Below are 24847 nucleotides of genomic sequence, written 5' to 3'. Positions count from 1 at the left end.
GTCAGCCCTTCCCTTCCGTGAGCACCACGGTGCGGTACTGGTCGCCGCCCATCAGATCCTCCGCCGCGCGCTCGCTCATCGCCGACAACGGTCCCGCGGCGAGCGCGATGGCCACGCCCGCCACCACGAGCACACTCGTGGCGAACACCATCGGCCGGTTCATCAGGCCCGTCCCCACGGTGACCTCGTCGGTCGGGTCCGCGTCGGGGAACGGCTCCCGCTCGGCGCCCCAGAACGCACTGACCCAGACTCGGGTCATCGCGTACAGGGTGAGGAAACTCGTGAGCACCGCCGCGGCGGTGGCCGTGTAGACGAGCGCGGTCCCGCTCTCGGCACCCGCCTCGAACAGGGTGATCTTGGCGATGAACCCGGAGAACGGCGGGATGCCGGCGAGGTTCAGCGCGGGGACCGCGAACAGGGCCGCGATCAGCGGTGCGCTCTTGGCGACGCCGGACATCTCCCGCAGCGACACGGTGCCCGTTCGCCGGGTGACCAGACCACTGACCAGGAACAACGCCGCCTGCACGATGATGTGGTGGACGACGTAGAGGATCGCCCCGGTCACGCCGACCACCGTCGCCATCCCGAGCCCGAACAGCATGAACCCGATGTGGCTCACCAGCAGGAACGACAGCAGTCGGTTGATGTCCTCCTGGGCGATCGCGCCGAGGACACCGACGATCATGGTCAGCATCGACACCACGAGGAGCACGTTCCACACGGTGTCGTTCTGGAAGACCAGCGTGTGGGTGCGGATCAGTGCGTAGACGCCGACCTTGGTGAGCAGTCCGGCGAACACCGCCGTGATGGGCGCGGGCGCGGTCGGATAGCTGTCGGGCAGCCAGAAGTGCAACGGCACCAGTGCGGCCTTGATACCGAAGACCACGGTCGCGAGCAGCGCGATACTCGTCTGCACCCCGGGCGCGAGGCCGCGGAACGCCACGGAGAGGTCGGCGAGGTTGATCGTGCCCGTCGCCGCGTACACCAGTGCGATGAGCGTGATGAACAGCAGCGACGACGTGAGACTCACGATCACGTACGTCATCCCGGCCCGGACGCGGCGGGCGCTGGTGCGGCGGGTGATCAGGACGTACGAGGCCGAGAGCATGATCTCGAACGCGACGAACAGGTTGAACAGGTCGCCGGTGATGTAGGCCAGTGACACGCCCGCACACAACACCAGGTACGCCGGTTGGAAGGTCGTCGACGCGATCTCCCGGCCGTAGTCGGTGACGCGCTGCCCGATGGAGAACACGAGTACCGCCAGCGTCACCACCGCCGACACCAGCAGCAACAACGCGGCCAGCCGGTCGGCCACCAACGTGATGCCGAACGGTGCGGCGTAACCGCCGAGCTGCAACACCACCGGCCCCTCGGTGTCGGTGTGGTAGACGAGCACCGACGCGATGACGACCACGGTGCTGAGCACGCTCAGGCCGATGACGCGCTGCAGGTCGGGCCTGCGTCCGAGGATCAGCGACAGTGCCGCACCGAGCAGCGGCAGCAGAACGGTCAAAGCGAGCAACTCGGTCATCGGCGGACCTCCCTCGGCGCCTCGGGAGCGTCCTCGGAGGCTTCCTCCGCCTCGTCCGGGGTCTCGGACTCGGCGACGTCCGGCGACGCGGTCTCCTCCACGGCACGCGCCTCCCGGACCGCGACCCGGCGGTCCTCGACGTCGTCCTGGACCTCGTCGTGGCCGAGCAGCACCCACGAGCGGAACGCGAGCGCCAGGAGGAACGTGGTGAGCGCGAACGTGATGACGATCGCCGTCAGGGCGAGCGCCTGCGGCAACGGGTCCACCATGAGGGAGGCGGCGGCCTCACCGACGAAACTCGGTGCGCCGGGCGGACCACCGGCCACCTGGAGGAAGAGGTTCGCACCGTGCCCGAGGATCGCGATACCGATGATCACGCGCATCAGCGATCGCTGCATCAGGAGGTAGAACCCCACGGTGTAGAGCCCGGCGATCGCGACCGCCATCGTCAGATTGATCGTCACGTGCTCGTGTCCCCCGGGTGGTGATCGTTCAGTTCGCTCTCCAGTTCGCCCATTTGAATGCCCTCGCCGAGGGTGCGGAGCAGGTTCAGCACCACCCCGACGATGAGGAGGAAGACTCCGGTGTCGAACACCAGGCTCGACGCGATCTTCACCGTGCCCAGCACGGGAACGTCGACGGCCCACACGGCGCTGGACAGCACCGGCATCCCGAACAACACCGGGACGATCGCGCTCGCGACCACGACGACCAGTCCGGCCCCGATCACGACGGGTGGCTGTACCCACGAACGGCGCAGTCCCGTCACCGACCCGCCGGCGACGTAGCGCAGGACGAACGCGAGCCCCGCGACGAGTCCCGCGCTGAACCCGCCGCCCGCCTCGGAGTGCCCGGCGAACAGCAGGTAGGTCGCCATGAGCAGCACCGTGGGGAAGACGATGCGCAGGCACACCTCGAGCAGCAACGAACGCGGCCAGCGGGTCTGTTCGCTCTCCCGCATCAGCCAGTGCTCGCGTGGTCGGTCACAGGTGTCCCACCAGCGCTGGGCGGCATCGGTTCGGGAGGCGGTCACGACCTCGTCCCTTCGTGTTCTCCGGTCTCGACCCGGTTCGGCAGGTCGTCCTCGAGCTCGTCCAGACCGTCCAGACCGTCGAGGCCGTCGAGCTGCCGGCGAGGTTGCCGGTGCGCCGCGAGGATGAGGCTGGCCGCGCCGATGGCGGCCACCGCGAGCACCGTGACCTCGCCGAGCGTGTCGAAGGCCCGGAAGTCGACGATGATCGAGTTCACGACGTTGGTGGCGCCGGCCTCGGGCTCCGCACGGGCGATGTACTCGTGACTGGTCTGCGGCAGGCCGCTGCGAGAACCCGACACCAGCACGGCGAGTACCGCGACGACGGTCCCGCCCAGAGCCGCGACGGCGCCTTTGACCCAGCGCACCCGGCCGGGCCGTGGCCGGTCCTTGCCGAACGACGACGGGAACCGGCGGAGGACGAACACGAACACCACGAGCGTCAGCGACTCGACGAGGAACTGCGCGAGCGCGAGATCCACGCCGCCTTCGACGACGAACAGGGCACCGATGCTGTAGCCGACCAGCCCGGTCAGCAGGACAGCGGTCAGGCGACGGCGAGCGAGCACGACGGCGCCCGCCGCGACCAGCAGCACCACCACCAGGACGGGTTGCACCCAGGAGTCGGCGAACCGCAGTTCCGTGGGCCCACCGAGTCCGCCGAGCAGTCCCAGTGTGGGCACCACCGACACCGTGACGACGATGACGCCCAGGTAGACGGGCAGGGAACCGACCTGCAACCGACCGGTCAACCAGCGGGCGAGCCGGTCCAGCGCCCCCACGATGGCCAGGTAGGACGGCTCGGCCTGCATCGCCCTGGGCAGCCGCCCGGCGAAGCGGCGCACGATCCACGTCGCCCGGTACACGAGGTATCCGGCCGCGAGGATCAGCACCGACAGCAGGAGAGGCACGTTGACGCCGTGCCACAACGCGAGGTGGTAGCGCACTCCTTCCGAGGGGTACGCCTCCGCGTACTTCCCGGCGAAAAGCTCGACCCACGCGGGGACCAGCCCGAGCACGAGACTCGCCACGGCGGGGATGACGACGGGCGCCACGAACAGGGCACTGGGCGCGTCGACGCGAAGCGGGCCGACACCGGGTCGGGTGCCGAAGGCACCGACGAGGAACCGCAGGCTGTAGGCGACGGTGAGCGCGGAGCCGAGCGCGAGACCCACCAGCACGATCCGGCCCGCTGTCGGGCCGAACGGACCGCCGTGCAGGAACGCCTCGAGAGCCGCTTCCTTCCCGACGAATCCGAGCAGCGGAGGCACACCGGCCATCGACGCCAGCGCGAGCGTGGCCACCCCGGCGAGAAACGGCCAACGGCGTCCGAGACCGGACAAATGCCGTACGTCGCGGGTGCCGACCTGCTTGTCGATGACACCGGTGACCAGAAAGAGCGTCGACTTGAAGAGACCGTGGGCCAGAATGAGCGTCGCGCCGGCCAGTGCGGAAACAAAACCGCCCGAACCGACCAGAACCATCAAAAAGCCCAGTTGGCTGACCGTCCCGAACGCGAGCAACGTCTTGAGGTCGTTCTGCCGGAGCGCGCGCACCGCGCCCAGGATCATGGTCCACAGCCCCAGGACCACCACCGGGATCCACCACGCGGGAAGCTGGTGGAAGCCGGGCGCGAAGCGGGCGACGAGGTAGACACCCGCCTTCACCATCGCGGCGGCGTGCAGGTAGGCACTCACCGGGGTCGGCGCGACCATCGCGGCCGGGAGCCAGAAGTGGAACGGGAACTGGGCCGACTTCGTGAAAGCGCCGGCCAGCACCAGGATCACCGCGACGCTGACCAGCAGACTCCCGGGCGGCGGGTCGGCGACGATCTCCGACACCCGGCCGGTGCCCGACGCCACCGCGAGCAGGATCAGCCCCAGCAGCATCGACAGCCCACCGGCGGCCGTGACCAGCAGCGCCTGGGTGGCGGAACGGCGGGACCGCCTCGTCGTCCCGTCGCCGCCGACGAGCAGGAACGAGCAGACGGTCGTCAGTTCCCAGAACAGATACAGGGAGAAGATGTCGTCGACGAGAACGAGGCCGAGCATCGCTCCCGCGAACGTCACGAGTAACGAAGAATTGCGCGCGACATTCTTGTCGCCTCGTTTCGCATAGCACGCGTAGTAGAACAGAACCAGGGCGCCGATTCCCGACACGAGCAGCGACATGAGCACCGAAAGTGCATCGATCCGAAGAGTGATCTCCAAACCGATGGCGGGTGCCCACTCGACCGTCTGCTCCACCGCGTCCGCCGGGTCGCCGAACGCCCCCTGGGCGAAAAAGAGTAGTAGAGTGGCGAGCGTAGCCGCTGACAGCACGCCTCCGATGACGAAGGCGACCCTCCCCCACCTGCGCGCGATCGTGGGCAGCATCGCCGCGACGGCGAAATGGGCGAGAATCGCCACGAGCATAAATTCCACCGCCGTCTCGGGTCCGAACATCGTCATCGGGCTCGAAGGGGACAGCCACCGCGTCAGCGTGCGATCATCGATCAACCCCGTGGTTCCATCCTACAGAACGAGCTTTCTCGATCGCAGTGCCCGATCATCCGATGTACCGTGATGATCTTCTCAGTTTTGACCCGGTGAAGTCGTAGTAAAGTCAATGAATTGCGGCGCGGTCGCCTCGCCGCCACCGAACCCCTGCGCACGCCGCTGCTCGCCGGCACGATTCGATCGCGACCCCTTTCCGATCACACCGCAGCCACCGTGAACCCGGTCACCCTCGTGCGTTACCGTGGTCGCCGTGAACGTCGACGTGACCCCTCTGCCGGGAATCGGCGTGCGTAAGGACTTCGCTCTGGACAACGGACGGCGCGTGGGTGTCGTCACACACCGCGACGGCACGATCGAACTCATCGTGTCCAAGGCGGAGGACCCGGACGCGTGCCTCGCCTCCCTGCCCCTCACCGTGGAGGAGGCCGGCACCCTGGCGAACCTGCTCGGAGCGCCCCAACTGGTGGCGCAGCTGAACGAGGAGCATCGCGAACTCCCCGGCATCAGCACGAAGACGCTGCCGCTCAAGAGCGGGTCCCCCTACGACGGCCACACGCTGGGCGACATCGACCTCCGCCACCGCACGGGTGTCTCCGTCGTCGCCGTCATGCGCGCGGGCCAGGTCCATCCCTCGCCCACCCCCGACTTCCTGTTCACCGGTGGTGACGTGCTCGTCGTCGTCGGCACGGCCGACGGCCTCGAGGAGGCCGCCAGGATTCTCAAGCAAGGCTGAGGCACACACGCGTGGATCACACAGCACTGTCCCTGCTCGAACTCGGCGCTGTGTTCTTCGGGTTGGGGGTGCTGGGCCGGCTCGCGGGCAAGATCGGCATGTCACCGATCCCGCTGTACCTGCTGGGAGGTCTCGCCTTCGGCCACGGCGGCGTCTTCTCCTTCGGCGACATCAGCGGCTTCACCTCGCTCGCCAGCGAGATCGGCGTCGTGCTCCTGCTGCTCACGCTCGGATTGGAGTACACCGCCGACGAGCTCTTCACCGGGTTGCGCCGTTCGTGGATGGCGGGCCTGATGGACGTGGTGCTCAACGCCGCACCCGGCGTGGCGGTCGCGCTGATTCTCGGGTGGGGGCCGCTGGGCGCGCTCGCCCTCGGCGGCATCACCTACATCTCGTCGTCGGGCATCATCGCGAAGGTGCTCGGCGACCTCGGCAGGCTGGGCAACCGGGAGACCCCCGTGGTCCTCTCGATCCTCGTCTTCGAGGACCTCGTGATGGCGGTGTACCTGCCCATCCTCACCGCCGTCCTCGCCGGGGTCAGCCTTCTGGGCGGGCTGAAGGCCGTCGGCATCTCCCTCGCCGTCGTCAGCCTGGTCATGCTCGTGGCGCTGAAGTACGGCCGGTTCGTGTCGGCGGTCGTCGACAGCCCCGATCGCGAGGTCTTCCTGCTGAAGGTCCTGGGCTCGGCGCTCCTCGTGGCCGGACTGGCCTCGGCCATGCAGGTCTCGGCCGCGGTCGGCGCGTTCCTGCTCGGCATCGCGATCTCGGGGTCGACGGCCGAGAACGCCACCAAGCTGCTCGAACCGCTGCGTGACCTGTTCGCCGCGGTGTTCTTCGTCGTGTTCGGCCTCAACACCGACCCGAACAGCATCCCGCCGGTGTTGCTGTGGGCGGTCGTGCTCGCCGTGGTCACCACGGCCACGAAGGTCGTCACCGGCTGGTGGGCAGCCCGCCGGTCCGGAATCGGCCGCATGGGCCGGGCCAGAGCGGGCGCGGCCCTGGTCGCGCGCGGCGAGTTCTCCATCGTGATCGCCGGGTTCGCCGTGTCGGCCGGTGCCGTGGAGGGCGAGCTCGCGGCGCTCGCGGCGACGTACGTGCTGATCATGGCGATCGTCGGGCCGATCGCGGCGCGAGTGGTCGAGCCGGTGACGCGACTACTCGGTGGCCGCAGCTCCGCCCCCAGCGTGCCCGCCCGAACGCCCTGACGGCGCCCGGCCGCACTGCGCCGTTCCCGTGATCGGGCCGATCGATTCCTCCGAATCCGGCTCCCAGCCGTGGTGATCTCGCTACGGTGGGCGGCGTCCGTGTCGTCCGCGTCGCCGATCTTTGCCCGCCGCCGTCGAAAGGTCCCCCCGGTGCTCGCCTGGCTGTGCGTTTCGCTCGGACTCGCCTTCGGCGCGTCCGTTCTGCCGGTCATGAGCGTCGAGCTGTTCGTCCTCGGTCTCGTCTCGGCCGAACCGACTCTGCCGTGGATCGCCATCGGCGCCGCCACGGCGCTGGGTCAAGTGGCGGGCAAGCTGCTCTACTACCTGGCCGCCCGAGGCACGATCGAGCTGCCGTCGATGCTCAGCCGTCCGCGACGCCCCACGCCGCCGTCCGCGGCCAGGGACCGGGTACGGCGGCACACCAAACGCCTACGCATGCTGCTCGAGGCGATCCGGGAACGTTGCCACCGTCACCCGCACTGGATGACCGTCACCTACGGTGTCAGCTCGGTGGTCGGCATCCCCCCGTACATGGCCACGGCCGTGCTCGCCGGCATCGTGCGCATGCGGCTCACGTTGTTCGTGGTGATCGGCTTTTCGGGTCGCTTCGTGCGCTTCAGCACCCTGGCGGCGGCCCCGGCGGTGTTCACCAACGTCTTCCGGATCTGACGCGTCACCGAGCGCCGTTGTCGGCCTCGACGGCTTCGAGCTCCACCGCTTTGCGCATGGTGGTTCGCGCGCGCTTGCGGTCACCCGCGATGTCGTAGGCGTACGCCAGGCGATACCACCCGCGCCAGTCGTCGGGGTGCGCTTCCACTTCCGCGCGCCGCTCGTCGAACCAGGAGTCGGCCGCGGCGGTGTCCACCCTCCCGGACGGCCGCCGTGGCAGGTCGGACGTGTCGGGCAGACCCCCGTCGGCCTCCAACTTCCGCGCCAGGCGTTGGATCTGCACACCGGAACGCCAGGTCGCCACCAGCATCCAGGCCCCGAGCAACGGCAGCACGAGCACACCGGCGCCCAGCGCGACGGCCACGGGCTCTCCGGAGCGCAGCAACTCCACGGCCCGGCCCGCGAGCAACACCAGGTAGACGGCGACCGCAAGCGTGGCGACAACGGCGAGATGACGAGTTCGCACAGCGGCACTCACAGGTCGAGAACGTGTTCGAGACCGACGGTCAGCCCGGGACGCGACACCACCGAGCGCACTCCGACGAGGACACCCGGCATGAACGACGTGCGGTCGAGCGAGTCGTGGCGGATCGTCAGTGTCTCGCCCGGCGCACCGAAAAGGATCTCCTCGTGCGCCACGAGTCCGGGCAGCCGCACCGAGTGCACCCGCACACCGTCCACGTCGGCTCCCCGCGCACCGTCCAGAGCGGACGTCGTCGCATCCTCGCCGGCTCCCCTGCCCGCGTCGGCGCGAGCCTCGGAGATCAGCCGCGCGGTGTGCGCGGCCGTGCCCGAGGGAGCGTCGGCCTTGCGGTTGTGGTGGAGCTCCACCACCTCCACCGAGTCGTAGTAGCGCGCCGCCTGCTGGGCGAACCGCATGGCGAGCACGGCACCCAGAGCGAAGTTGGGGGCGATCAGGACACCCAGCTCCGGCTTCTCGGCCAGCCAACCGGTGAGGGTCTCGACGCGCTCGTCGGTGAACCCGCTCGTGCCGACCACCGCGTGCAGACCGTTGTCCACGGCGAACCGCAGGTTGTCCATCACGGCGTCGGGGTGTGTGAAGTCGACGACCACGTCGGCCGAGGTCAGCGCCGAGCGGTCGTCGCCGGAGTTCACCGTGGCGACCACCGTCATGTCCGGTGCGGCGTTCACGGCCTTCACGACCTCGGTACCCATACGCCCCCGCGCACCCAGGACACCGACCTTGATCGGTGTCCGGTCGCCCACGGCGGATGCCCCGGTCATGCCATCACCTCGTGCAGTTCATCGGGTAGCTCGTCGGTGTGAGCGTACGGGCCCACCACGGCGACCGCCGCACGGCCACGGGGCCGCCGCAACAGTGCTCGGGCGAGGTCGGCCACGTCCTCCGCCGTGACGGCGTCGATGCGGGCCACCGTGTCGCTCACGCTCTCGTAGCGACCGTAGTTCAACTCGTTCTTGCCGAGCCGCACCATCCGGGATGCGGTGTCCTCGAGGCCGAGGACCAGGCCGCCCCGCAGCTGCCCCTTGGCCCTGGCCACCTCCGCGTCGGTGAGTCCGTTCTCCGCCACCTCGGCGAGCACCTCACCGACGACTCCGGCCACCTCACCGAGGCGGTCCGGCTGGCATCCGACGTAGACGTCCAGGTGTCCCGCGTCGGCGTAGCTCGCGACCGACGAGTACACCTGGTACGCCAGACCCCGGCGTTCCCGGACCTCCTGGAAGAGCCGCGAGCTCATCCCGCCGCCGAGCGCGGCGTTGAGCACGGACAGGGTGGAGCGGCGCTCGTCGTGCCTGTCGAGAGCCCGCACACCCAGCATGAGGTGCGCCTGCTCGGTCTCGTCGGTGTGCAACGCGAGGCCGGGTGACCGGCCGAACCGGGCCTTCCCGCTCCTCGGCGGAGTTGGGCTGTCCGATGCGGACAGCCGGTCGCCCAGGGCGGAGCGGACGAGTCGCACCACGTCCTTGTGCTCCACGTTGCCCGCCACGGCCAGCACCATCCGATGTGGCTGGTACCGCCTGCGGTAGAAGGAGCGCAGCGCCGCGGGAGTCAGATCGGTGATCGACTGCTCGGTGCCGAGGACGGACCGTCCGAGGGGATGCCTCGGCAGGATCGTCTCGACGAACGTCTCGTGCAGCAGGTCCTCGGGATCGTCGTCCCGCATGGCGATCTCCTCGAGCACCACGCGCCGTTCGGTGTCGACGTCGCGGTCCTCGCACGTCGCCGCGAAGACGACGTCGGTGACGAGGTCCACCGCCAGCTCCAGGTCCTCGTCGAGCACCTGGGCGTAGAAGCACGTGTGTTCCTTGGAGGTGAACGCGTTCATCTCCCCGCCGACGGCGTCGATCTCCTCCGCGATCCGCGTGGCGTCACGCCGCTCGGTGCCCTTGAACAACAGGTGTTCGAGGTAGTGCGCCGCCCCGGCGACCTTCGGCTGCTCGTCGCGGGACCCGACACCGACCCACAGACCGAGCGTGGCCGAACGCACTCCCGGCACCGACTCGGTGACCACCCGAAGCCCACCGGGCAGCACCGTGCGCCGGACGACGCCCGGGCCCGCGTCGAGGGTGCGCGTGGAGTTGATCTTCTGCAGATGTCCGGCAATCTGTCGCGCCATGACTTCGTCGACTCACCTCAGCCGAACGGCCCGTCACCGCCAGTGCGGTCGGCGACGGGCCGTTCGAGATCGTTCGTTGTGGGATTCAGCGTGCTGGGCGTGACGACGCGTTCTTACTCGACGTCGGCCGGGCCGCCCTCGCCCGCCTGCTTCTCCGCCTTCTCGGAGTGCTCACCCTTGTCGCCGCCACGGTGACGGCCACCCCGGCGGGTGCGCTGCCTCGGCCGGTCGGAACGCGAACCCTTGTCCGCCTTCGCCTGCTGGCCCTCGTCGGAAGACTCCTCGGCGGGCGCGGCCTCGGTCTTCGCTTCGCCCTCGGCCTCGCCTTCGGCGGCTTCTTCGCGCACGACGATCAGGCTGATCTTGCCGCGGCTGTCGATGTCGGCGATCTCCACGCGCAGCTTGTCGCCGACGTTCACCACGTCCTCGACCTTGTCGATGCGCTTGCCGTTCCCGAGCTTGGAGATGTGGACGAGGCCGTCCTTGCCGGGCAGCAGCGACACGAACGCGCCGAACGCCGCCGTCTTCACGACGGTGCCCAGGAAGCGCTCGCCGACCTTGGGCAGCTGCGGGTTGGCGATGGCGTTGATCTTGTCGATCGCGGCCTCGGCCGACGGGCCGTCGGCGGCGCCCACGTAGATCGTGCCATCGTCCTCGATCGAGATGTCGGCGCCGGTCTCCTCGGTGATCGAGTTGATCATCTTGCCCTTCGGCCCGATGACCTCGCCGATCTTGTCCACCGGCACCTTCACGCTCGTCACCCGCGGCGCGTAGGGGCTCATCTCGTCCGGCTGGTCGATGGCCTCGGCCATGACCTCCAGGATCGTCAACCGGGCGTCGCGCGCCTGGTTGAGGGCCGCGGCCAGCACGTCCGACGGGATGCCGTCGAGCTTGGTGTCGAGCTGGAGCGCGGTGATGACGTCCTTGGTGCCCGCCACCTTGAAGTCCATGTCGCCGAACGCGTCCTCGGCGCCGAGGATGTCGGTGAGCGCCACGTACCGGGTCTCGCCCTCGACCTCGTCGGACACCAGGCCCATCGCGATACCCGCCACCGGCGCCTTGAGCGGCACACCGGCGTTGAGCAGGCTCATCGTGGACGCGCACACCGATCCCATGGAGGTGGAGCCGTTGGAGCCGAGCGCCTCCGACACCTGGCGGATGGCGTACGGGAACTCCTCGCGCTTCGGCACCACCGGCACGAGCGCACGCTCGGCCAGCATGCCGTGCCCGATCTCGCGCCGCTTCGGCGTCCCGACCCGACCGGTCTCACCGGTGGAGAAGGGCGGGAAGTTGTAGTGGTGCAGGTAGCGCTTCGTCGTCGCCGGCGACAGCGTGTCGAGCTGCTGCTCCATGCGGAGCATGTTCAGCGTCGTGACACCGAGGATCTGGGTCTCGCCGCGCTCGAACAGCGCCGAGCCGTGTGCCCTCGGCACCACGGAGACCTCGGCGGACAGCTGTCGGATGTCGCTGACACCACGACCGTCGATGCGCACCTTGTCCCGCAGGATGCGCTGCCGGATCAGATCCTTGGTGAGCGAGCGGAACGCGGCCCCGATCTCCTTGTCGCGGCCCTCGAACGCCTCGCCCTCGTTGATGCCGACGCGCTCCAGCACGGCAGCCTTGACCTCGTCGATGGCGTCCTCGCGCTCCTGCTTGCCCGCGATGGTCAGCGCCTTGGCGAGGTCGTCGGTCGCGATGGCGGCCACCGCGTCGTAGGCGTCGGTCTGGTAGGGCGGGAACACCGGGAAGTCGCCCACCGGCTTCGCGGCGGCGTCCGCCAGCCGCTGCTGCGCCTCGCACAGCACGCGGATGAAGGGCTTCGCGGCGTCGAGACCCTGCGCGACCGTCTCCTCGGTGGGAGCTGTGGCGCCCTCCGCGATCAGGTCGAGCGTGTTCTCGGTGCCCTCGGCCTCGACCATCATGATGGCGACGTCCTCGGGACGGTCGCCGACGATCCGGCCGGCCACCACCATGTTGAACGTCGCGCGCTCCAGCTGCGACCACGTCGGGAACGCGACCCACTGGTCGTCGATCAGCGCGACGCGCACCCCGCCGATCGGGCCCGAGAACGGCAGGCCGCCGATCTGGGTAGAGGCCGACGCGGCGTTGATCGCGAGCACGTCGTACGGGTCGTCGGGGTGCAGGGACTGCACGGTGACGACGATCTGGATCTCGTTGCGCAGCCCGTCGGCGAACGACGGCCGCAGCGGCCGGTCGATCAACCGGCAGGTCAGGACGGCGTCCGTCGACGGACGGCCCTCACGGCGGAAGAAGGCGCCGGGGATGCGCCCCGCCGCGTACATCCGCTCCTCGACATCCACCGTGAGCGGGAAGAAGTCGAAGTGCTCCTTCGGCTGCTTGGACGCGGTGGTCGCCGACAGCAGCATCGTCTCGTCGTCCAGGTAGGCGACGACGGCTCCGGCCGCCTGGCGGGCGAGCCTTCCGGTCTCGAAACGGACCGTACGGCTGCCGAACCGTCCGTTGTCGATCACGGCTTCCGTCTCGTGGACGGCGGGTGCGGCAGTGCCGCTCACATCGGTCATGACTGTTGTTACTCCTCGTACGTCCGGGCGGACGCTTCCCCGCTCATCGGGGTACGCGCGAGGTACGAGGCCGGTCATCGATCGAAGCCGGCGGGATGGCTCCCGGCGGCCACTACCGAGGACCGGCTACGGCGTCCTCGTGCGCTCCTGCGTTCGCCCATGGGTGTTGCTCTCTTGTACCGAGGGGGCGCGACCCGGGTCGGGTCACGCCCCCTCGGAGTCTGTCATCGACGCAGGCCGAGTCGCTGGATCAGCGCGCGGTAGCGGTTGATGTCCGTCCGCGTCAGGTAGTTGAGCAGTCGGCGGCGACGGCCGACCAGCAGCAACAGCCCACGACGCGAGTGGTGGTCCTGCTTGTGGGTCTTCAGGTGCTCGGTGAGGCCGGTGATCCGCTTGGTGAGCAGAGCAATCTGCGCCTCGGGCGATCCGGTGTCGGACTCGTGGAGCCCGTACTCGGCCAGGATCGACTTCTTCTCCTCGGTGGACAGAGCCACGCGTTCACTCCTCGTAGATGTGCCGTGTCGGTTCTCGCGAGCGCCGGCCGCCACGGACCGCAGCCGGACTCAACTGTCGAGACTATCAGCTCACCCGCCGGGATCGCGCTCGCACGCGGTCACCACGGCGAGTCGAGCGGGAACCGCCGCACCACGCTGTAGCGCGGCCCGGCGCCGGGCTCGGGCGCGGGGTCGCTGCGCATCAGGACGACCTCGGTCGCGTCCCACTCCGGGCTGCGCACCTCGGCCAGCGACCGCCGCCAGTGTTCGATGGCCGCCTGCGTACGGCGTTGCGCGGCCCGCGGACCGCGCCTCGCCAACGCGAGAGTGAGATGAGCGACGTAGGGGCGCGTCTCGTCGTCGACCCGGGCCGCCTGCGCCACCTCGGCCAGGCCCCGGCCCCGCAGTCCCAGCCAGAGCACGCCCGGAAAGGAGCCGGAGCCCTCGATCCGGACCACCGGTGACCGGAGACCGGCCAGCCGGGTCCGCAGCCACTCGGCTCTCGTCTCCGGCACGTCCGTTCCGTAGAAACCCAACGTGACGTGCCACTGCTCGGCCGTGGTCCACCGCAGCCGTCCCGGCGAGTGCGCCGAACGCCCGGCATCGCGCAGCTCGCGCCGGACGCCGGCGAGCACCTCCGGGGGAGGCACCACCGCGCTGAACAACCGAGCCCGCTCCGTCACAGCGGTCTCCACCCTACCGCCTATTGGGTCTTGCCCGCCCTGCGCAGAAGATCGGCGATGGCGGGGAAGTCCGCGTCGAGGCGGTCGGCGGCCTCCAGCAGGCTCTCGTCCTCCGCGACCTCGCGCAACGCCGTGAGCACCGCCGCGTCGTCCGGGCCGACCCCCACCGGGAAGTTGTCCCGGTTCACCGTGGGCCGCGACGCCTTGACGTCCTCCAGCGCGGCGCGCAGTGCCTCCTTGCTCCCCGCCGCGACCTCGGGCGTGAGGACCTTCCGTTCGAGCATGATGAGTCGTGCGAGCACCACGGGATTGCCGATCTTGGCCCGTCGCCCGCTCATGACCTGACTGAGCATGGGCGCACTGATACCCAGCACCTCGGCGAGGTACGCCTGCGAGACGTCGAAGGCGACCACAAGCCTGCGCACGCGATCCCCGAGCGGCTCGCCGTACCACTCGCGCTGCAACGCGATGTTCCGCTGGACGATCTTGTGGTCATCCACGGCTGAGTTCTGCTCCCCTCCACGACACCGACCGGAGGATGTGCCGGTCAGTCAGCATCTTGTCAGGCACGCCACCCCACCGGGGCGAAACCCCCAAGGCATTCGCATTAGCACCGGGTCGGCACGCGTTCGGCACCGATCGACGGCTCAACCGCCGAGCACGTCCCGCGTACGGACGACGTCCTCGTCGATCTCGCGGACCAGCTGCTCCGGGGTCTCGAACGTGATCTGTCCGCGCAGACGCTGCACGAAGTCGAGTGCCACCTGCTGGCCGTACAGGTCGGTGTCGAGGTCGAGGACGTAGGCCTCGACGGTGCGTTCCCGGCCGGAGAAGGTCGGGTTCGTTCCCACCGACACGGCCGCGGGCAGGCGCTCCTCCTCGTGCCCTTGGCGGAGGAACCAGCACGCGTAGACGCCGTCGGCGGGCACGGCGGCGTAGCGCGGCAGGGACAGGTTCGCCGTGGGGTAGCCGAGCACACGTCCCCGACCCTCACCGCGGACCACGATGCCCTCCAGCCGGTGCGGGCGCCCGAGCGCCTCGGCCGCCGCGACGACGTCACCGGCGTCGATGCACGACCGCACGTAGGTGGAGGAATAAGTGATCTCGCTGTGTTCGCCGTCCTCGGGCGACGCGCGCCCCTGCAGCGAGGCCTCGTGCGCGGTGAACCCGAACCGTTTGCCGAGAATCTTCAACGTGTCCACCGTGCCCGCGGCCTTGTGGCCGAAGCGGAAGTTCTCCCCCACGATCACGGTGGCGGCGTGCAGCCGGTCGACCAGGACGCGGTGCACGAACTCGTCGGGGCTCAGGCGAGACAGCTCCGGGGTGAACGGCAGCACCGCGAAGACGTCGACACCGAGCTGTTCGATGAGGTCGGCCTTGCGCGTCAGCGTCGTCAACTGGGCGGGATGGCTGCCGGGACGGACGACCTCGGTCGGGTGCGGGTCGAAGGTCAGGACCACACTCGGGAGGTTGCGTTGCCGCGCTGTCTCCACGGTCTGCGCGATGAGAGCCTGGTGCCCTTTGTGGACACCGTCGAACACTCCGATCGTGACCACGCACCGGCCCCAGTCGCCGGGAAGGTCCTCCACACCACGCCATCGCTGCACGTGGTGCAGGGTAACCGTTCTGGCCCCGCGACCCTCCCGGTGGGCCGGGCCGACGGCGGTCACGACACGGTCGAGCGACCCGGACGTGGGAGACGAGTCAGGCCGGATCGAGGACGACGACGGGTTTGGCGGTGCGGCCGGTGTCCTGGGCGAGCGCGAGCACCCGACCGTCCGGCGCGAAGACGCCGTACGTGCCGTCGCGCCCCGCGGCGGGGATTCGCTGCCCGTGCCGGACGGCGGCCGCCACGGGCGCGTCGACGTCCACGCGGGGGAACGCGGCGGCCACGGCCTCGTCCAGCGTCAACGACAACCCGGGATCGCGCTCGACGTCCTCCAGTGAGCGGGCCTTCGCCAGGGTGAACGGGCCCACGGACGTGCGCCGCAGCGCCGCGAGGTGACCGCCGACGCCCAGCGCCGCGCCGAGGTCCCGCGCCAGCGCCCGCACGTAGGTGCCCGACGAGCAGTCCACCATCACGTCGAGTTCGAGGCGGCCGGTCTCCCGCCGCTGCGCGAGCACGTCGAACCGGTACACCGTCACCGGCCGGGCGGGAAGGTCGACCTCCTCACCCGCACGGACCCGGGCGTAGGCGCGCTTGCCGTCCACCTTCACCGCGCTCACGGCGCTGGGCTTCTGCAGGATGTCCCCCGTCAGCGCCGCGATCTCCGCGGTGATGGCGGAGTCGGCGACCTCGGCGAGCGCGGACTCGTCGGCGCGGGCCACGACCTCGCCCTCGGCGTCGTCGGTGGTGGTGGCGACGCCGAGCGAGATCGTGGCCAGGTAGGTCTTGCGGTCGAGCGCCAGCTGGCCGAGCAGTTTCGTGGCCCGCTCCACGCCCAGGACGAGCACTCCCGTGGCCATCGGGTCGAGTGTTCCCGCGTGCCCGATCTTGCGGGTGCGCAGGAACCGACGGGCCTTGGCGACGACGTCGTGTGAGGTCATTCCGGCGGGCTTGTCGACGATCAGCAGACCGGGGGGTGGAGCTTGGGGGGACACGCACGCACTGTAACCGCCGTCGCCGACCACCCCGCAGCCCGGCCGCTCAGCGGTCGCCTCCCGCTCGTCACACCGGGGAGGCGGCTCGTTCCACCTGGACCCGCACGGAGTCCCAGCGGTGCCTGCGCAGCCGCACCGGAACCGGCTCTCCCCTGTCCTCGGCGGCGAACACGACCGCGCGCGCCCTCCGCCACCAGACGAGCATCCGCCAAGCGCCGAAGACGAGCACGGCCACCATCGTCAGCAGAGCGATCCGGTAGTTGCCGCCGCTGGCCTCCAGCAGCATGCCGATCGCCAGGGACGCCACGGCCGTGGCGACGAACCCGCCCACGTTGACGATGCCGGTGGCGGTCCCGACACGCGACACCGGGTTGTAGTCGCGGGCGAGCGCGAAGCCGATCAAGGAGCACGGGTTGCCGAGCGAGAGGATGACGAACGCGGGGATCAGCACGGCGACGGGCACCTGGCCGGGCCAGACGAGCAGCGCCGCCCACACCACGCCGGTCAGCGCGAGCTGGGTGACGACGATCGGCATGCGCCATTCCGGCCTGCGCCCGACGAAACCGCCGATGACGGGGTTGCTGACCAGGGCTCCGATCACGAACGCGGCGAGCAGGGAACTCGCCGTCGTCGCGGAGTAGCCCTGCCCGTCCACGAGGAACGGCAGGCCCCACAGCAGCACCAGCACGTTGTGCGAGAACGGGGTGGAGAAGTGCGTCCAGAAACCCAGCCGGGTCCCCGGCGTGCGCAGCGCCTCCCGGAACTGGAGCGCGACCTCCGACGCCGAGGCGGTCGAGACGACGGAGTGCCGGGACGTGGGAGTGTCGCGCACGCGCAGGGTCACCACCACCGTGAACACGAACGTCGCCAACCCTGCCACGAGGAACGTCGGCGTCCACCCGGGTCCGGCGAGCAGCAGGGTGAGCGGCAGGGTCGCGACCAGGTTGCCGACGAAGCCGAGCGCGCCGGTCAGCGCCGTGACGAGCATGTACTGCTTGCCGGGGAAGTGGTTGGCGGCCAGGCGGAGGACCGACACGAAGGTCAGCGCGTCACCGAGCCCGACCACGCCGCGCGCCACGAGCGCGAGGGCGTAGGTGTGGGACACGGCGAGCAGCACCTGCCCGAGCCCGAGGAAGACCAGCGCCCAGATGAGGATCCGGCGTGGACCGAACCGATCGACCAGCACCCCGGTGGGCACCTGCATGGCCGCGTACACGCTGATCTGCAGGAAGGTGAACGTAGCCAGAGCGGTCGAACCGACGCCGAACCGTTCGGCGGCGTCGAGACCCGCGACCCCGAGCGAGGTGCGGTGGAAGACGGCGAGGACGTAGACGATGGCAGCGGTCAACCAGATCAACCACGACCGGAGCGACGAGGTCGGTGCGGTCGTGGCGGGTCGGGACGGCAAGGAGACTCCTCCAGTGGCGGGCCGGATGGCGTGTGGACGTGGACCGGGGCTACGCGACAGTGGGTCCCACTAGTTGTATCGCCTAAGCAACCTCGATACTTACCCGTGATCTCGGTGTGATTCGACACAGTGACCACGGACCGACGCCGCGTGGCGACGCCGGTTCCTCCCGGTCGCCGCCGGTCGCGCCCTCACGCCGCGACGCCTTCCACCGCCCAGCGTCCCGAACGCCACCGCACCAGCACGAACGCCAGGCGCAGCACCATGAAGAGCGTGAGCCCGGTCCAAATGCCGACGAGGCCCCATCCGACCGCGAGGGACACCCAGATGAGCGGCAGGTAGCCGAGCACCGCGCTGCTCAGGGTGGCGTTGCGCAGGAACGCGGCGTCGCCCGCACCGAGCAGGACACCGTCCAAGGCGAACACGACCCCCGCGACAGGCTGCAGGGCGACGAAGAACCACCACGCGTGCGGGATCGTGCCGAGCACCCCGGCGTCGGTCGTGAACGCGTGCGGCAACACCGGATACAGCGCCGCGAACACCACCCCCAGCGCACAGCCGAAGATCAGTCCGTAGCGGACGATCTGCGACGCGATGGCGCGCGCCCGGCGCGACTCGCGCGCCCCCAGCGCGGCCCCCACGAGCGACTGGGCCGCGATGGCCACGGAGTCGAGCACCAGCGACAGGAACGTCCACAGCTGCCACACCACCTGGTGCGCTCCGACGGCCTCGGTCGACGTTCGGGCGGCCACGGCCGTGGCGGACACGAAACAGGCCTGGAACGCGAGGCTGCGCAACACCAGGTCGCGACCGAGCCGCAACTGCGCGCGCATCACCCCGAGGTTCGGGCGCACGAGACTGCCCTCGCGGACCAGCGCCCGCAGGAACAGCGTGGCCGACACCGCCTGGGCCACGACGTTCGCGACCGCCGAGCCCTCCAGGCCCCAGCCCACCGGATACACCAGCACGGGACACAACACAGCCGACAGCGCGTTGCCCGCCAGCACGTAGCGCAGTGGCCGCACGGCGTCCTGCACACCGCGCATCCAGCCGTTGCCTGCCATGGTCACGAGGATCATCGGCGCGCCGCACAGGGCGATACGCAACCACGACACCGTCCGCTCGGCGACCTCCTCGTCCCCCGACATCGCCAGGGCGACCGGTTCGGCGAGCAGCTGCCCGACCAGCAGCACCACGAGACCGACCGCGAGCGCGAGCCACGTGGCCTGCACTCCCTCGCCGACGGCGTCCGCGCGGCGGCCCGCGCCGTGCAGGCGGGCCGTCCTCGACGTCGTGCCGTACGACAGGAAGGTGAGCTGGGTGGACACCAGCGACAGCAACGTGCCACCGAGCGCGAGCCCCGCCAGCGGCAACGCGCCGAGATGGCCGACCACCGCGGTGTCCACCAGCACGTACAGCGGTTCCGCGGCGAGCACTCCGAGCGCGGGAACGGCGAGCCGCCACACGTCCCTGGCGGGCACGCGGTGCGAGAGAGTGTCGGTCACGCCAGCAGCGTAATCGGCCCTGCTCGGCCCTGGACTAAACTGTCTCGCCGATGCCCGAGTACGCGATCCTCATCCTTCCCTCCGCCAACCGCGTCTACACCAGCTCCGCGCCGGCGCTCGTGTCGGCCGAGCTGTCGGCGTTCGCCTCCGTGCTCTCGGCCGAGGTGCGCGACACCGGCACCCGCGCGTTCGGCGGTGTCGACTACGTCACGCTGACCACCGACGAGCCGCTGTCCGACGACGACATCGCGCTGGTGTCGAACGTCTCGTCCACGTACGCACTGTTCGAGATCACCGGCGAGCTGCTGCGTCCCCTCCACCTCACCCCCGCGGCGCGGTTCGACTCCGACCTGCTCACGATCCAGAAGTACCCGGGCAAGACCAACGAGCAGTTCACCCAGCTCGTCTTCAACCTCACCCTGCTCGCGTCCCGCTGGGCCGACGAGGGCTACCACACCCCGCTGCACGTCCTCGACCCGCTGTGCGGCCGCGGCACCACGCTGAACCAGGCCATGATGTACGGCCACGACGCCACGGGCGTCGAGGTGTCGGCGAAGGACTTCGAGGCCTACGAGCGGTTCATCAAGACCTGGCTGCGCAGCAAGCGGCTCAAGCACACGGCGCAGTCCGGAGTGCTGCGGCGGCACAAGACGCGGCTGGGCCAGCGGTTGGAGATCGAGTACGCGGCCGACAAGGACGACTACCGCGCCGGCCGGACGCGCAGCCTCGTCTACTACAACACCGACACCCTGCGCACCGACGAACTCGTCCGCGAGGGGTCGGTGCACCTCGTCGTCACCGACGCACCGTACGGCGTGCAGCACGGCAGTCGCGCCGAGGACGACTCGCTGGCGCGCAGCCCGCGCGACCTGCTCGCCGCGGCGATCCCCGGCTGGACCCGGGTGCTGCGAACCGGCGGGGCCATGGGCATCTCGTTCAACACGCACGTGCTGAACCGGGCGGAGCTCATCGCCACCTGCGAGCGCGCCGGACTGACCGTGGTGACCGGGCCCGGTTACGACGATCTGGCCCACCGCGTCGATCAGTCCATCGAACGGGACGTCGTCGTGGCGCGGAAGTAGCGCCTGCGAGTCGGCACCGGCGGCGGCCGCTCATTCGACGGGTAGCCGCGTCACCACCCTGTCCGGCCGGTCGATCCACAGCACGTGCGCCCCGTCGGCGGCGACGGTGAGTCCGAACCGGGTCGGTTCCGGGCGTCCGCGGTCGTTCCACCATCTGGCGAGCCCGGTGAGGTCCGACCACAGGTTCCGCGGGCCTCCGTGCACGACCGTGGCGTACCCGTCGCCGTCCGGCCAGGCTCGCGCCCACGCTCCCGACACCGAGTCGGTCAAGGCGTAGGAAACGCTGTCGTCGTCGCCGTACACGATGGCCTTGTGCACGTGCGGGAACACGATGGCGTGCAGGCACTGCAGCGGGCGTTCATCCAGGTAGGACGGCCGCGGGCCGCGGTCGGTCCGGCCTCGGCGGTTGGCTGCCGCGAGAATGTCGCGCACGGAGAGTCCGGTGTGGCCCGCGTCGACGCGCGGGTGCATGGACGCGGCGTAGTCGGTGAACCGCCCGATCGCCGTGCGGTCGTCGCTGACGCTCAGTCGGACGATCAGAAAGCCCACGTCGATCAGGATGACCCCTCCGGGCCGGACCTGCGGCAGCCACGCGGGAGGCACCCACGGCAGGCCGTCGGTGGCGACGACGCGGTCGTAGAGGGCGGTCGACGGGGCGCCGTGCGCGGCGTTCCCGGCCACCAAGCGGGGCCGGTAGCCCAGTTCGGCGAGCCGGGCTCGCGCCTGTTCCACCAGCTGCGGATCCCGGTCGACACCGGTGACGGCGCGATGTCCGAGTTCGTGGCACAGCAGGGCGGTGAGGTAGCCGGTGCCGGTGCCGATCTCCAACACCCGGTGGCCGGGGTGGGCGTCGAGGCGTTCGAGCATCAGGGCCAACCGCGCGGGCGTGGCCGAGTTCGGGGTGGCCTTCGCCCCCGCGACCCGCTGGGTGAGCAACGGGACGTTGCTGTAGAGGGCGGCGAGCGCGGGAGTCGGGTCGACGTCGACGTCGTAGTGCGTGAGAGTGCCGGTCCGTGGGTCGCGGACCGTGAACGCGTCGACCAACGCTTCGCGCGGAACGGCGCGGAACGCGTGCCGCCAGCGTCGCTCGTGCAGGAAGCCGTCGACCACGAGACGGTCGACGAGCCGGGAGCGGAGCGCGGCGCTGTCGAGGGTTGTGGTGATCACGTGGGGTCTCCGTGTCGGGTCGATGCGCACCGCGAACAGTCTCGCCCGGCCCCGTGTTACCCGCACGTTCGATCAGTGACCCGTCGAACACGCTCCGCGACGTGTCCGCCGCCCCTCCACGAGGAACGCCACCACGTCCACCACGGACTGACGTGGTCGTCAGTCCTCCTCGTCGTCAGTCCTCGTCGTCGTCCTTGCGACGGTAGGGATCGGCCTCGCCGGCAGGCTGTGCCCCCGTGGCGAGGCGAGCCACCTCGGCATCGGCCTCCCGAGCCTTCGCCAACAGGTCGTCGATGTGTCGCGCGTCCTGCGGCAGCTGGTCCGCCACGAACGTCAACGTCGGCGTGTACCGCACACCCGTGCCCTGGCCGACCTTGGTGCGCAGCACGCCGCGCGCCGACTCCAGCGCGGCCGCCGCACCCGCGAAGTCCGGCTTCGCGTCGAGGCTGTCACCGAGCACCGTGTAGTACACGGTCGCGTCGCGGAGGTCACCGGTGACCCGGGCGTCGGTGATGGTCACGTTGCCGAGTCGCGGATCCTTGATGTCGTGTTCCAACGCGGACGCCACGATCTGAGCGATCCGCTTCGCCAACCGTCGTGCGCGGGCCTGATCGGCCATGACGCACCCCCTTCTTTTCTCGCTCTCACGCTTCGTCGTCGGGACCCAGCAACCGCCGGTGCGCCGACAGCAGCTCGATCTCCGGGCGGCCGGCCACGAGCCGCTCACAGGAGTCCAGTACGTCACGCACATGAGCACCGTCCGCCGCCACGACGGCCACCCCCACCAGCGAGCGCCGGTGCAGGTCGAGATGCCCCACCTCGGCCACCGAGACCTCGTAGCGGCGCCGGAGCTCGGCGACGATCGGCCGCACCGCGGACCGCTTCTGCTTCAGCGACCGCACGTCCCCGAGCAGAACGTCCAGTTCCAGTGTGCCGACGTACATCGTTGTCGCCCCCTGCTTACGCCGACGGCCGGGCGGGTCGATGTCCGCCCGCCCGGCCGTCAGCCCCGAATCAGTCGCGCGGCTTCTCGCGCAGCTCGTACGTCTCGACCACGTCACCGACCTTGATGTCGCTGAACTTGCCGAGCGTGAGACCGCACTCGAAGCCCTCGCGGACCTCCACCACGTCGTCCTTGAACCGGCGCAGCGAGTTCACCGGCAGGTTCTCGGCGACCACCACGTCGTCGCGCAGGAGGCGCGCCTTCGCGTTGCGGCGGATCTCGCCCGTCGTCACGAGGCAACCGGCGATGGTGCCGACCTTGGAGGACTTGAACACATCGCGGACCTCGGCCTTGCCGAGCTCCACCTCCTCGTAGATCGGCTTGAGCATGCCCTTGAGGGCCTTCTCGATCTCTTCGATCGCCTGGTAGATGACCGTGTAGTACCGGACATCCACGCCCTCGCGGGTGGCCCGCTCGGTGGCCTTGCCCTGCGCTCGCACGTTGTAGCCGATCACGATGGCGTCGGAGGCCGTGGCGAGGTCGATGTCGCTCTCGGTCACGCCACCCACACCACGGTGGACCACGTTGAGTTCCACCTCGTCACCGACGTCGATCTGGAGCAGGGACGCCTCCAGCGCTTCGACGGTACCCGAGTTGTCACCCTTGATGATCAGGTTGAGGGTGTTGGTCTCCTTCAACGCGGAGTCCAGGTCCTCCAGGCTGACGCGCTTGCGCCGGGCCGCGTTCTCCGCGTTCCGGATGCGGGCCTGTCGACGCTCCGCGATCTGCCGGGCGACGCGGTCCTCCTCGACCACGAGGAAGGTGTCACCCGCCCGAGGCACCGACGTGAAACCGATGACCTGCACCGGCCTCGACGGCGTCGCCTCGGTGACGTCGCGGTTGTACTCGTCGACCATGCGCCGCACACGACCGTAGGCGTCGCCGGCCACCACCGAGTCACCCACGCGCAGCGTGCCCCGCTGCACCAGCACGGTCGCCACCGGACCACGACCGCGGTCGAGGTGCGCCTCGATGGCCACACCCTGGGCCTCCATGTCCGGGTTGGCCCGGAGGTCCAGCGCCGCGTCGGCGGTCAGCACGATCGCTTCGAGCAGACCGTCGATGTTCTCGCCCTTCTTGGCGGAGATGTCGACGAACATCGTCTCGCCGCCGTACTCCTCGGCCACGAGGTTGTACTCGGTGAGCTGCTGACGCACCTTCGCCGGGTTCGCGCCCTCGACGTCGATCTTGTTGACCGCGACCACGATCGGCGCCTTGGCGGCCTGAGCGTGGTTGATGGCCTCCACCGTCTGCGGCATGACACCGTCGTCGGCCGCGACCACGATCACGGCGATGTCGGTGGCCTGCGCACCACGGGCACGCATGGCGGTGAACGCCTCGTGACCCGGGGTGTCGATGAAGGTGATGACCCTGCGGTCGCCGTCGACCTCGGTGTCGACCTGGTAGGCGCCGATGTGCTGGGTGATGCCACCGGCCTCACCCTCGGCGACCTTCGCCTGCCGGATGGTGTCCAGCAGTCGGGTCTTACCGTGGTCGACGTGACCCATGACGGTCACCACCGGCGGACGGGCCTGGAGGTCCTCCTCACCGCCGGCGTCCTCGCCGTAGGTGATGTCGAAGGTCTCCAGGAGCTCGCGGTCCTCCTCCTCGGGGCTGACCACCTGGACGTTGTAGTTCATCTCCGAGCCGAGCAGCTCGAGCACGTCCTCGGAGACGGACTGCGTCGCGGTGACCATCTCGCCGAGGTGGAACAGCACCTGCACCAACGAGGCCGGGTTCGCGTCGATCTTCTCCGCGAAGTCGGTCAGAGACGCACCCCGCGGAAGCCGGATGGTCTCGCCGTTGCCCTTGGGCAGACGCACGCCGCCGACCGACGGCGCCTGCATGTTCTCCATGTACTCCTGGCGCTTCTGCCGCTTCGACTTGCGGCCCTTGCGCGAGGGACCACCGGGACGGCCGAACGCACCCGCCGTGCCGCCACGGCCACCGGGACCGCCGCGACCGCCGCGGAAACCGCCGCCCCCACCGGGACCGGGACGGAAACCGCCACCGGGGCCGCCGCCACCGGGACGGAAGCCACCGCCGCCGCCACCGCGAGGACCGCCGCCACCGCGACCGCCACCGGGGCCACCAC

General features: G+C 70.0%; 23 protein-coding genes. 4 read left to right on the top strand and 19 right to left on the bottom strand.

Going from position 1 to position 24847, the window contains the following annotated elements:
• Position 1: 1 nt before the first annotated feature.
• Genes SACAZDRAFT_RS21725 through mbhE form a run of 4 tightly spaced genes read right to left on the bottom strand, consistent with a single transcriptional unit; the run spans position 2 to position 4978 of the window.
• Positions 2-1534, bottom strand: coding sequence for a Na+/H+ antiporter subunit D (locus SACAZDRAFT_RS21725; protein WP_005445264.1), 1533 nt, complete (start codon positions 1532-1534; stop codon positions 2-4).
• Positions 1531-1998 (bottom strand): Na(+)/H(+) antiporter subunit C, encoded by a 468-nt coding sequence (locus tag SACAZDRAFT_RS21720; protein WP_005445263.1) that lies wholly within the window; start codon positions 1996-1998, stop codon positions 1531-1533. Before SACAZDRAFT_RS21720 ends, SACAZDRAFT_RS21725 begins: the two co-directional genes overlap by 4 nt.
• Positions 1995-2567, bottom strand: a complete 573-nt coding sequence (locus SACAZDRAFT_RS21715) for an MnhB domain-containing protein (protein WP_040927853.1) — start codon at positions 2565-2567, stop codon at positions 1995-1997. The genes SACAZDRAFT_RS21720 and SACAZDRAFT_RS21715 overlap by 4 nt, the downstream gene beginning before the upstream one ends.
• Positions 2564-4978, bottom strand: coding sequence for a hydrogen gas-evolving membrane-bound hydrogenase subunit E (gene mbhE / locus SACAZDRAFT_RS21710; protein WP_040928068.1), 2415 nt, complete (start codon positions 4976-4978; stop codon positions 2564-2566). Before mbhE ends, SACAZDRAFT_RS21715 begins: the two co-directional genes overlap by 4 nt.
• Before the next feature lie 334 nt (positions 4979-5312).
• Here mbhE and SACAZDRAFT_RS21705 point away from each other — a divergent pair, with 334 nt between their 5' ends.
• The 3 genes from SACAZDRAFT_RS21705 (at position 5313) to SACAZDRAFT_RS21695 (ending at position 7669) form a co-directional block, all read left to right on the top strand.
• Positions 5313-5795 (top strand): cation:proton antiporter regulatory subunit, encoded by a 483-nt coding sequence (locus tag SACAZDRAFT_RS21705; RefSeq protein WP_040928067.1) that lies wholly within the window; start codon positions 5313-5315, stop codon positions 5793-5795.
• A gap of 11 nt (positions 5796-5806) precedes the next feature.
• On the top strand, positions 5807-7000 hold the full coding sequence (locus tag SACAZDRAFT_RS21700) for a cation:proton antiporter (RefSeq protein WP_005445260.1): 1194 nt from the start codon (positions 5807-5809) through the stop codon (positions 6998-7000).
• A gap of 150 nt (positions 7001-7150) precedes the next feature.
• The gene (locus tag SACAZDRAFT_RS21695; protein ID WP_005445259.1) at positions 7151-7669 is read left to right on the top strand and encodes a hypothetical protein; all 519 of its coding nucleotides are present in this window, start codon (positions 7151-7153) and stop codon (positions 7667-7669) included.
• Between the two features lie 4 nt (positions 7670-7673).
• Here SACAZDRAFT_RS21695 and SACAZDRAFT_RS21690 read toward each other — a convergent pair whose 3' ends face one another.
• From SACAZDRAFT_RS21690 to SACAZDRAFT_RS21640, 11 genes are all read right to left on the bottom strand, one after another.
• A complete protein-coding gene (locus SACAZDRAFT_RS21690) occupies positions 7674-8135 on the bottom strand; it encodes a tetratricopeptide repeat protein (protein ID WP_005445258.1) in 462 nt (153 codons plus the stop codon).
• Positions 8136-8143: 8 nt separating this feature from the next.
• Complete coding sequence (gene dapB / locus SACAZDRAFT_RS21685) at positions 8144-8914, bottom strand: 4-hydroxy-tetrahydrodipicolinate reductase (RefSeq protein ID WP_005445257.1); 771 nt, start codon at positions 8912-8914, stop codon at positions 8144-8146.
• Entirely contained in the window at positions 8911-10266 is a 1356-nt protein-coding gene (locus SACAZDRAFT_RS21680) for a M16 family metallopeptidase (protein WP_005445256.1), read from the bottom strand. The genes dapB and SACAZDRAFT_RS21680 overlap by 4 nt, the downstream gene beginning before the upstream one ends.
• Before the next feature lie 113 nt (positions 10267-10379).
• Positions 10380-12809 (bottom strand): polyribonucleotide nucleotidyltransferase, encoded by a 2430-nt coding sequence (locus SACAZDRAFT_RS21675; protein WP_005445255.1) that lies wholly within the window; start codon positions 12807-12809, stop codon positions 10380-10382.
• A gap of 224 nt (positions 12810-13033) precedes the next feature.
• Positions 13034-13303 carry a 30S ribosomal protein S15 gene (gene rpsO, locus SACAZDRAFT_RS21670; RefSeq protein ID WP_005445254.1) on the bottom strand — a complete coding sequence of 90 codons (270 nt, stop codon included), beginning with the start codon at positions 13301-13303 and terminating at the stop codon, positions 13034-13036.
• Positions 13304-13422: 119 nt separating this feature from the next.
• Positions 13423-13986: an RNA 2',3'-cyclic phosphodiesterase gene (thpR, locus tag SACAZDRAFT_RS21665; RefSeq protein WP_040927852.1), complete on the bottom strand. Its 564-nt coding sequence runs from the start codon at positions 13984-13986 to the stop codon at positions 13423-13425.
• Between the two features lie 20 nt (positions 13987-14006).
• A complete protein-coding gene (locus SACAZDRAFT_RS21660; RefSeq protein ID WP_005445252.1) occupies positions 14007-14486 on the bottom strand; it encodes a helix-turn-helix domain-containing protein in 480 nt (159 codons plus the stop codon).
• A 147-nt stretch (positions 14487-14633) separates the two neighbouring features.
• Positions 14634-15593 (bottom strand): bifunctional riboflavin kinase/FAD synthetase, encoded by a 960-nt coding sequence (locus SACAZDRAFT_RS21655; RefSeq protein WP_037294510.1) that lies wholly within the window; start codon positions 15591-15593, stop codon positions 14634-14636.
• Between the two features lie 97 nt (positions 15594-15690).
• Positions 15691-16533: a tRNA pseudouridine(55) synthase TruB gene (truB, locus tag SACAZDRAFT_RS21650; RefSeq protein WP_232286443.1), complete on the bottom strand. Its 843-nt coding sequence runs from the start codon at positions 16531-16533 to the stop codon at positions 15691-15693.
• Positions 16534-16654: 121 nt separating this feature from the next.
• Positions 16655-17995, bottom strand: coding sequence for an MFS transporter (locus SACAZDRAFT_RS21645; protein WP_005445249.1), 1341 nt, complete (start codon positions 17993-17995; stop codon positions 16655-16657).
• A gap of 191 nt (positions 17996-18186) precedes the next feature.
• On the bottom strand, positions 18187-19500 hold the full coding sequence (locus SACAZDRAFT_RS21640; RefSeq protein WP_005445248.1) for an MATE family efflux transporter: 1314 nt from the start codon (positions 19498-19500) through the stop codon (positions 18187-18189).
• A gap of 50 nt (positions 19501-19550) precedes the next feature.
• Between SACAZDRAFT_RS21640 and SACAZDRAFT_RS21635 the strand changes: the two genes are divergently transcribed.
• Positions 19551-20582, top strand: a complete 1032-nt coding sequence (locus SACAZDRAFT_RS21635) for a TRM11 family SAM-dependent methyltransferase (protein ID WP_005445247.1) — start codon at positions 19551-19553, stop codon at positions 20580-20582.
• 30 nt (positions 20583-20612) lie between these two features.
• On the opposite strand, the gene SACAZDRAFT_RS21630 is transcribed toward SACAZDRAFT_RS21635, so the two are convergent.
• The 4 genes from SACAZDRAFT_RS21630 to infB all read right to left on the bottom strand — a co-directional run.
• Positions 20613-21749, bottom strand: a complete 1137-nt coding sequence (locus tag SACAZDRAFT_RS21630) for a methyltransferase domain-containing protein (protein ID WP_005445246.1) — start codon at positions 21747-21749, stop codon at positions 20613-20615.
• A 175-nt stretch (positions 21750-21924) separates the two neighbouring features.
• Positions 21925-22368 carry a 30S ribosome-binding factor RbfA gene (gene rbfA, locus SACAZDRAFT_RS21625; protein ID WP_005445245.1) on the bottom strand — a complete coding sequence of 148 codons (444 nt, stop codon included), beginning with the start codon at positions 22366-22368 and terminating at the stop codon, positions 21925-21927.
• 25 nt (positions 22369-22393) lie between these two features.
• Complete coding sequence (locus SACAZDRAFT_RS21620) at positions 22394-22693, bottom strand: DUF503 domain-containing protein (RefSeq protein ID WP_005445244.1); 300 nt, start codon at positions 22691-22693, stop codon at positions 22394-22396.
• 70 nt (positions 22694-22763) lie between these two features.
• Positions 22764-24847: translation initiation factor IF-2 (gene infB / locus SACAZDRAFT_RS21615; RefSeq protein ID WP_005445242.1), on the bottom strand; the 2084-nt coding region annotated here is incomplete at its 5' end.

It is taken from the genome of Saccharomonospora azurea NA-128 (genome assembly GCF_000231055.2).
GTDB lineage: Bacteria > Actinomycetota > Actinomycetes > Mycobacteriales > Pseudonocardiaceae > Saccharomonospora > Saccharomonospora azurea.
The sequence above is the reverse complement of the archived record's forward strand: the minus strand, read 5'-3'. Positions and strand labels throughout refer to the sequence as shown.

Coding starts and splice junctions, on each gene's coding strand:
- SACAZDRAFT_RS21635 (WP_005445247.1), top strand. CDS start 19,551: ATGCCCGAGTACGCGATCCTCATCCTTCCCTCCGCCAACCGCGTCTAC.
- SACAZDRAFT_RS21675 (WP_005445255.1), bottom strand. CDS start 12,809: ATGACCGATGTGAGCGGCACTGCCGCACCCGCCGTCCACGAGACGGAA.
- dapB (WP_005445257.1), bottom strand. CDS start 8,914: ATGACCGGGGCATCCGCCGTGGGCGACCGGACACCGATCAAGGTCGGT.
- rbfA (WP_005445245.1), bottom strand. CDS start 22,368: ATGGCCGATCAGGCCCGCGCACGACGGTTGGCGAAGCGGATCGCTCAG.
- truB (WP_232286443.1), bottom strand. CDS start 16,533: ATGACCTCACACGACGTCGTCGCCAAGGCCCGTCGGTTCCTGCGCACC.
- mbhE (WP_040928068.1), bottom strand. CDS start 4,978: ATGCTCGTGGCGATTCTCGCCCATTTCGCCGTCGCGGCGATGCTGCCC.
- SACAZDRAFT_RS21725 (WP_005445264.1), bottom strand. CDS start 1,534: ATGACCGAGTTGCTCGCTTTGACCGTTCTGCTGCCGCTGCTCGGTGCG.
- SACAZDRAFT_RS21620 (WP_005445244.1), bottom strand. CDS start 22,693: ATGTACGTCGGCACACTGGAACTGGACGTTCTGCTCGGGGACGTGCGG.
- SACAZDRAFT_RS21680 (WP_005445256.1), bottom strand. CDS start 10,266: ATGGCGCGACAGATTGCCGGACATCTGCAGAAGATCAACTCCACGCGC.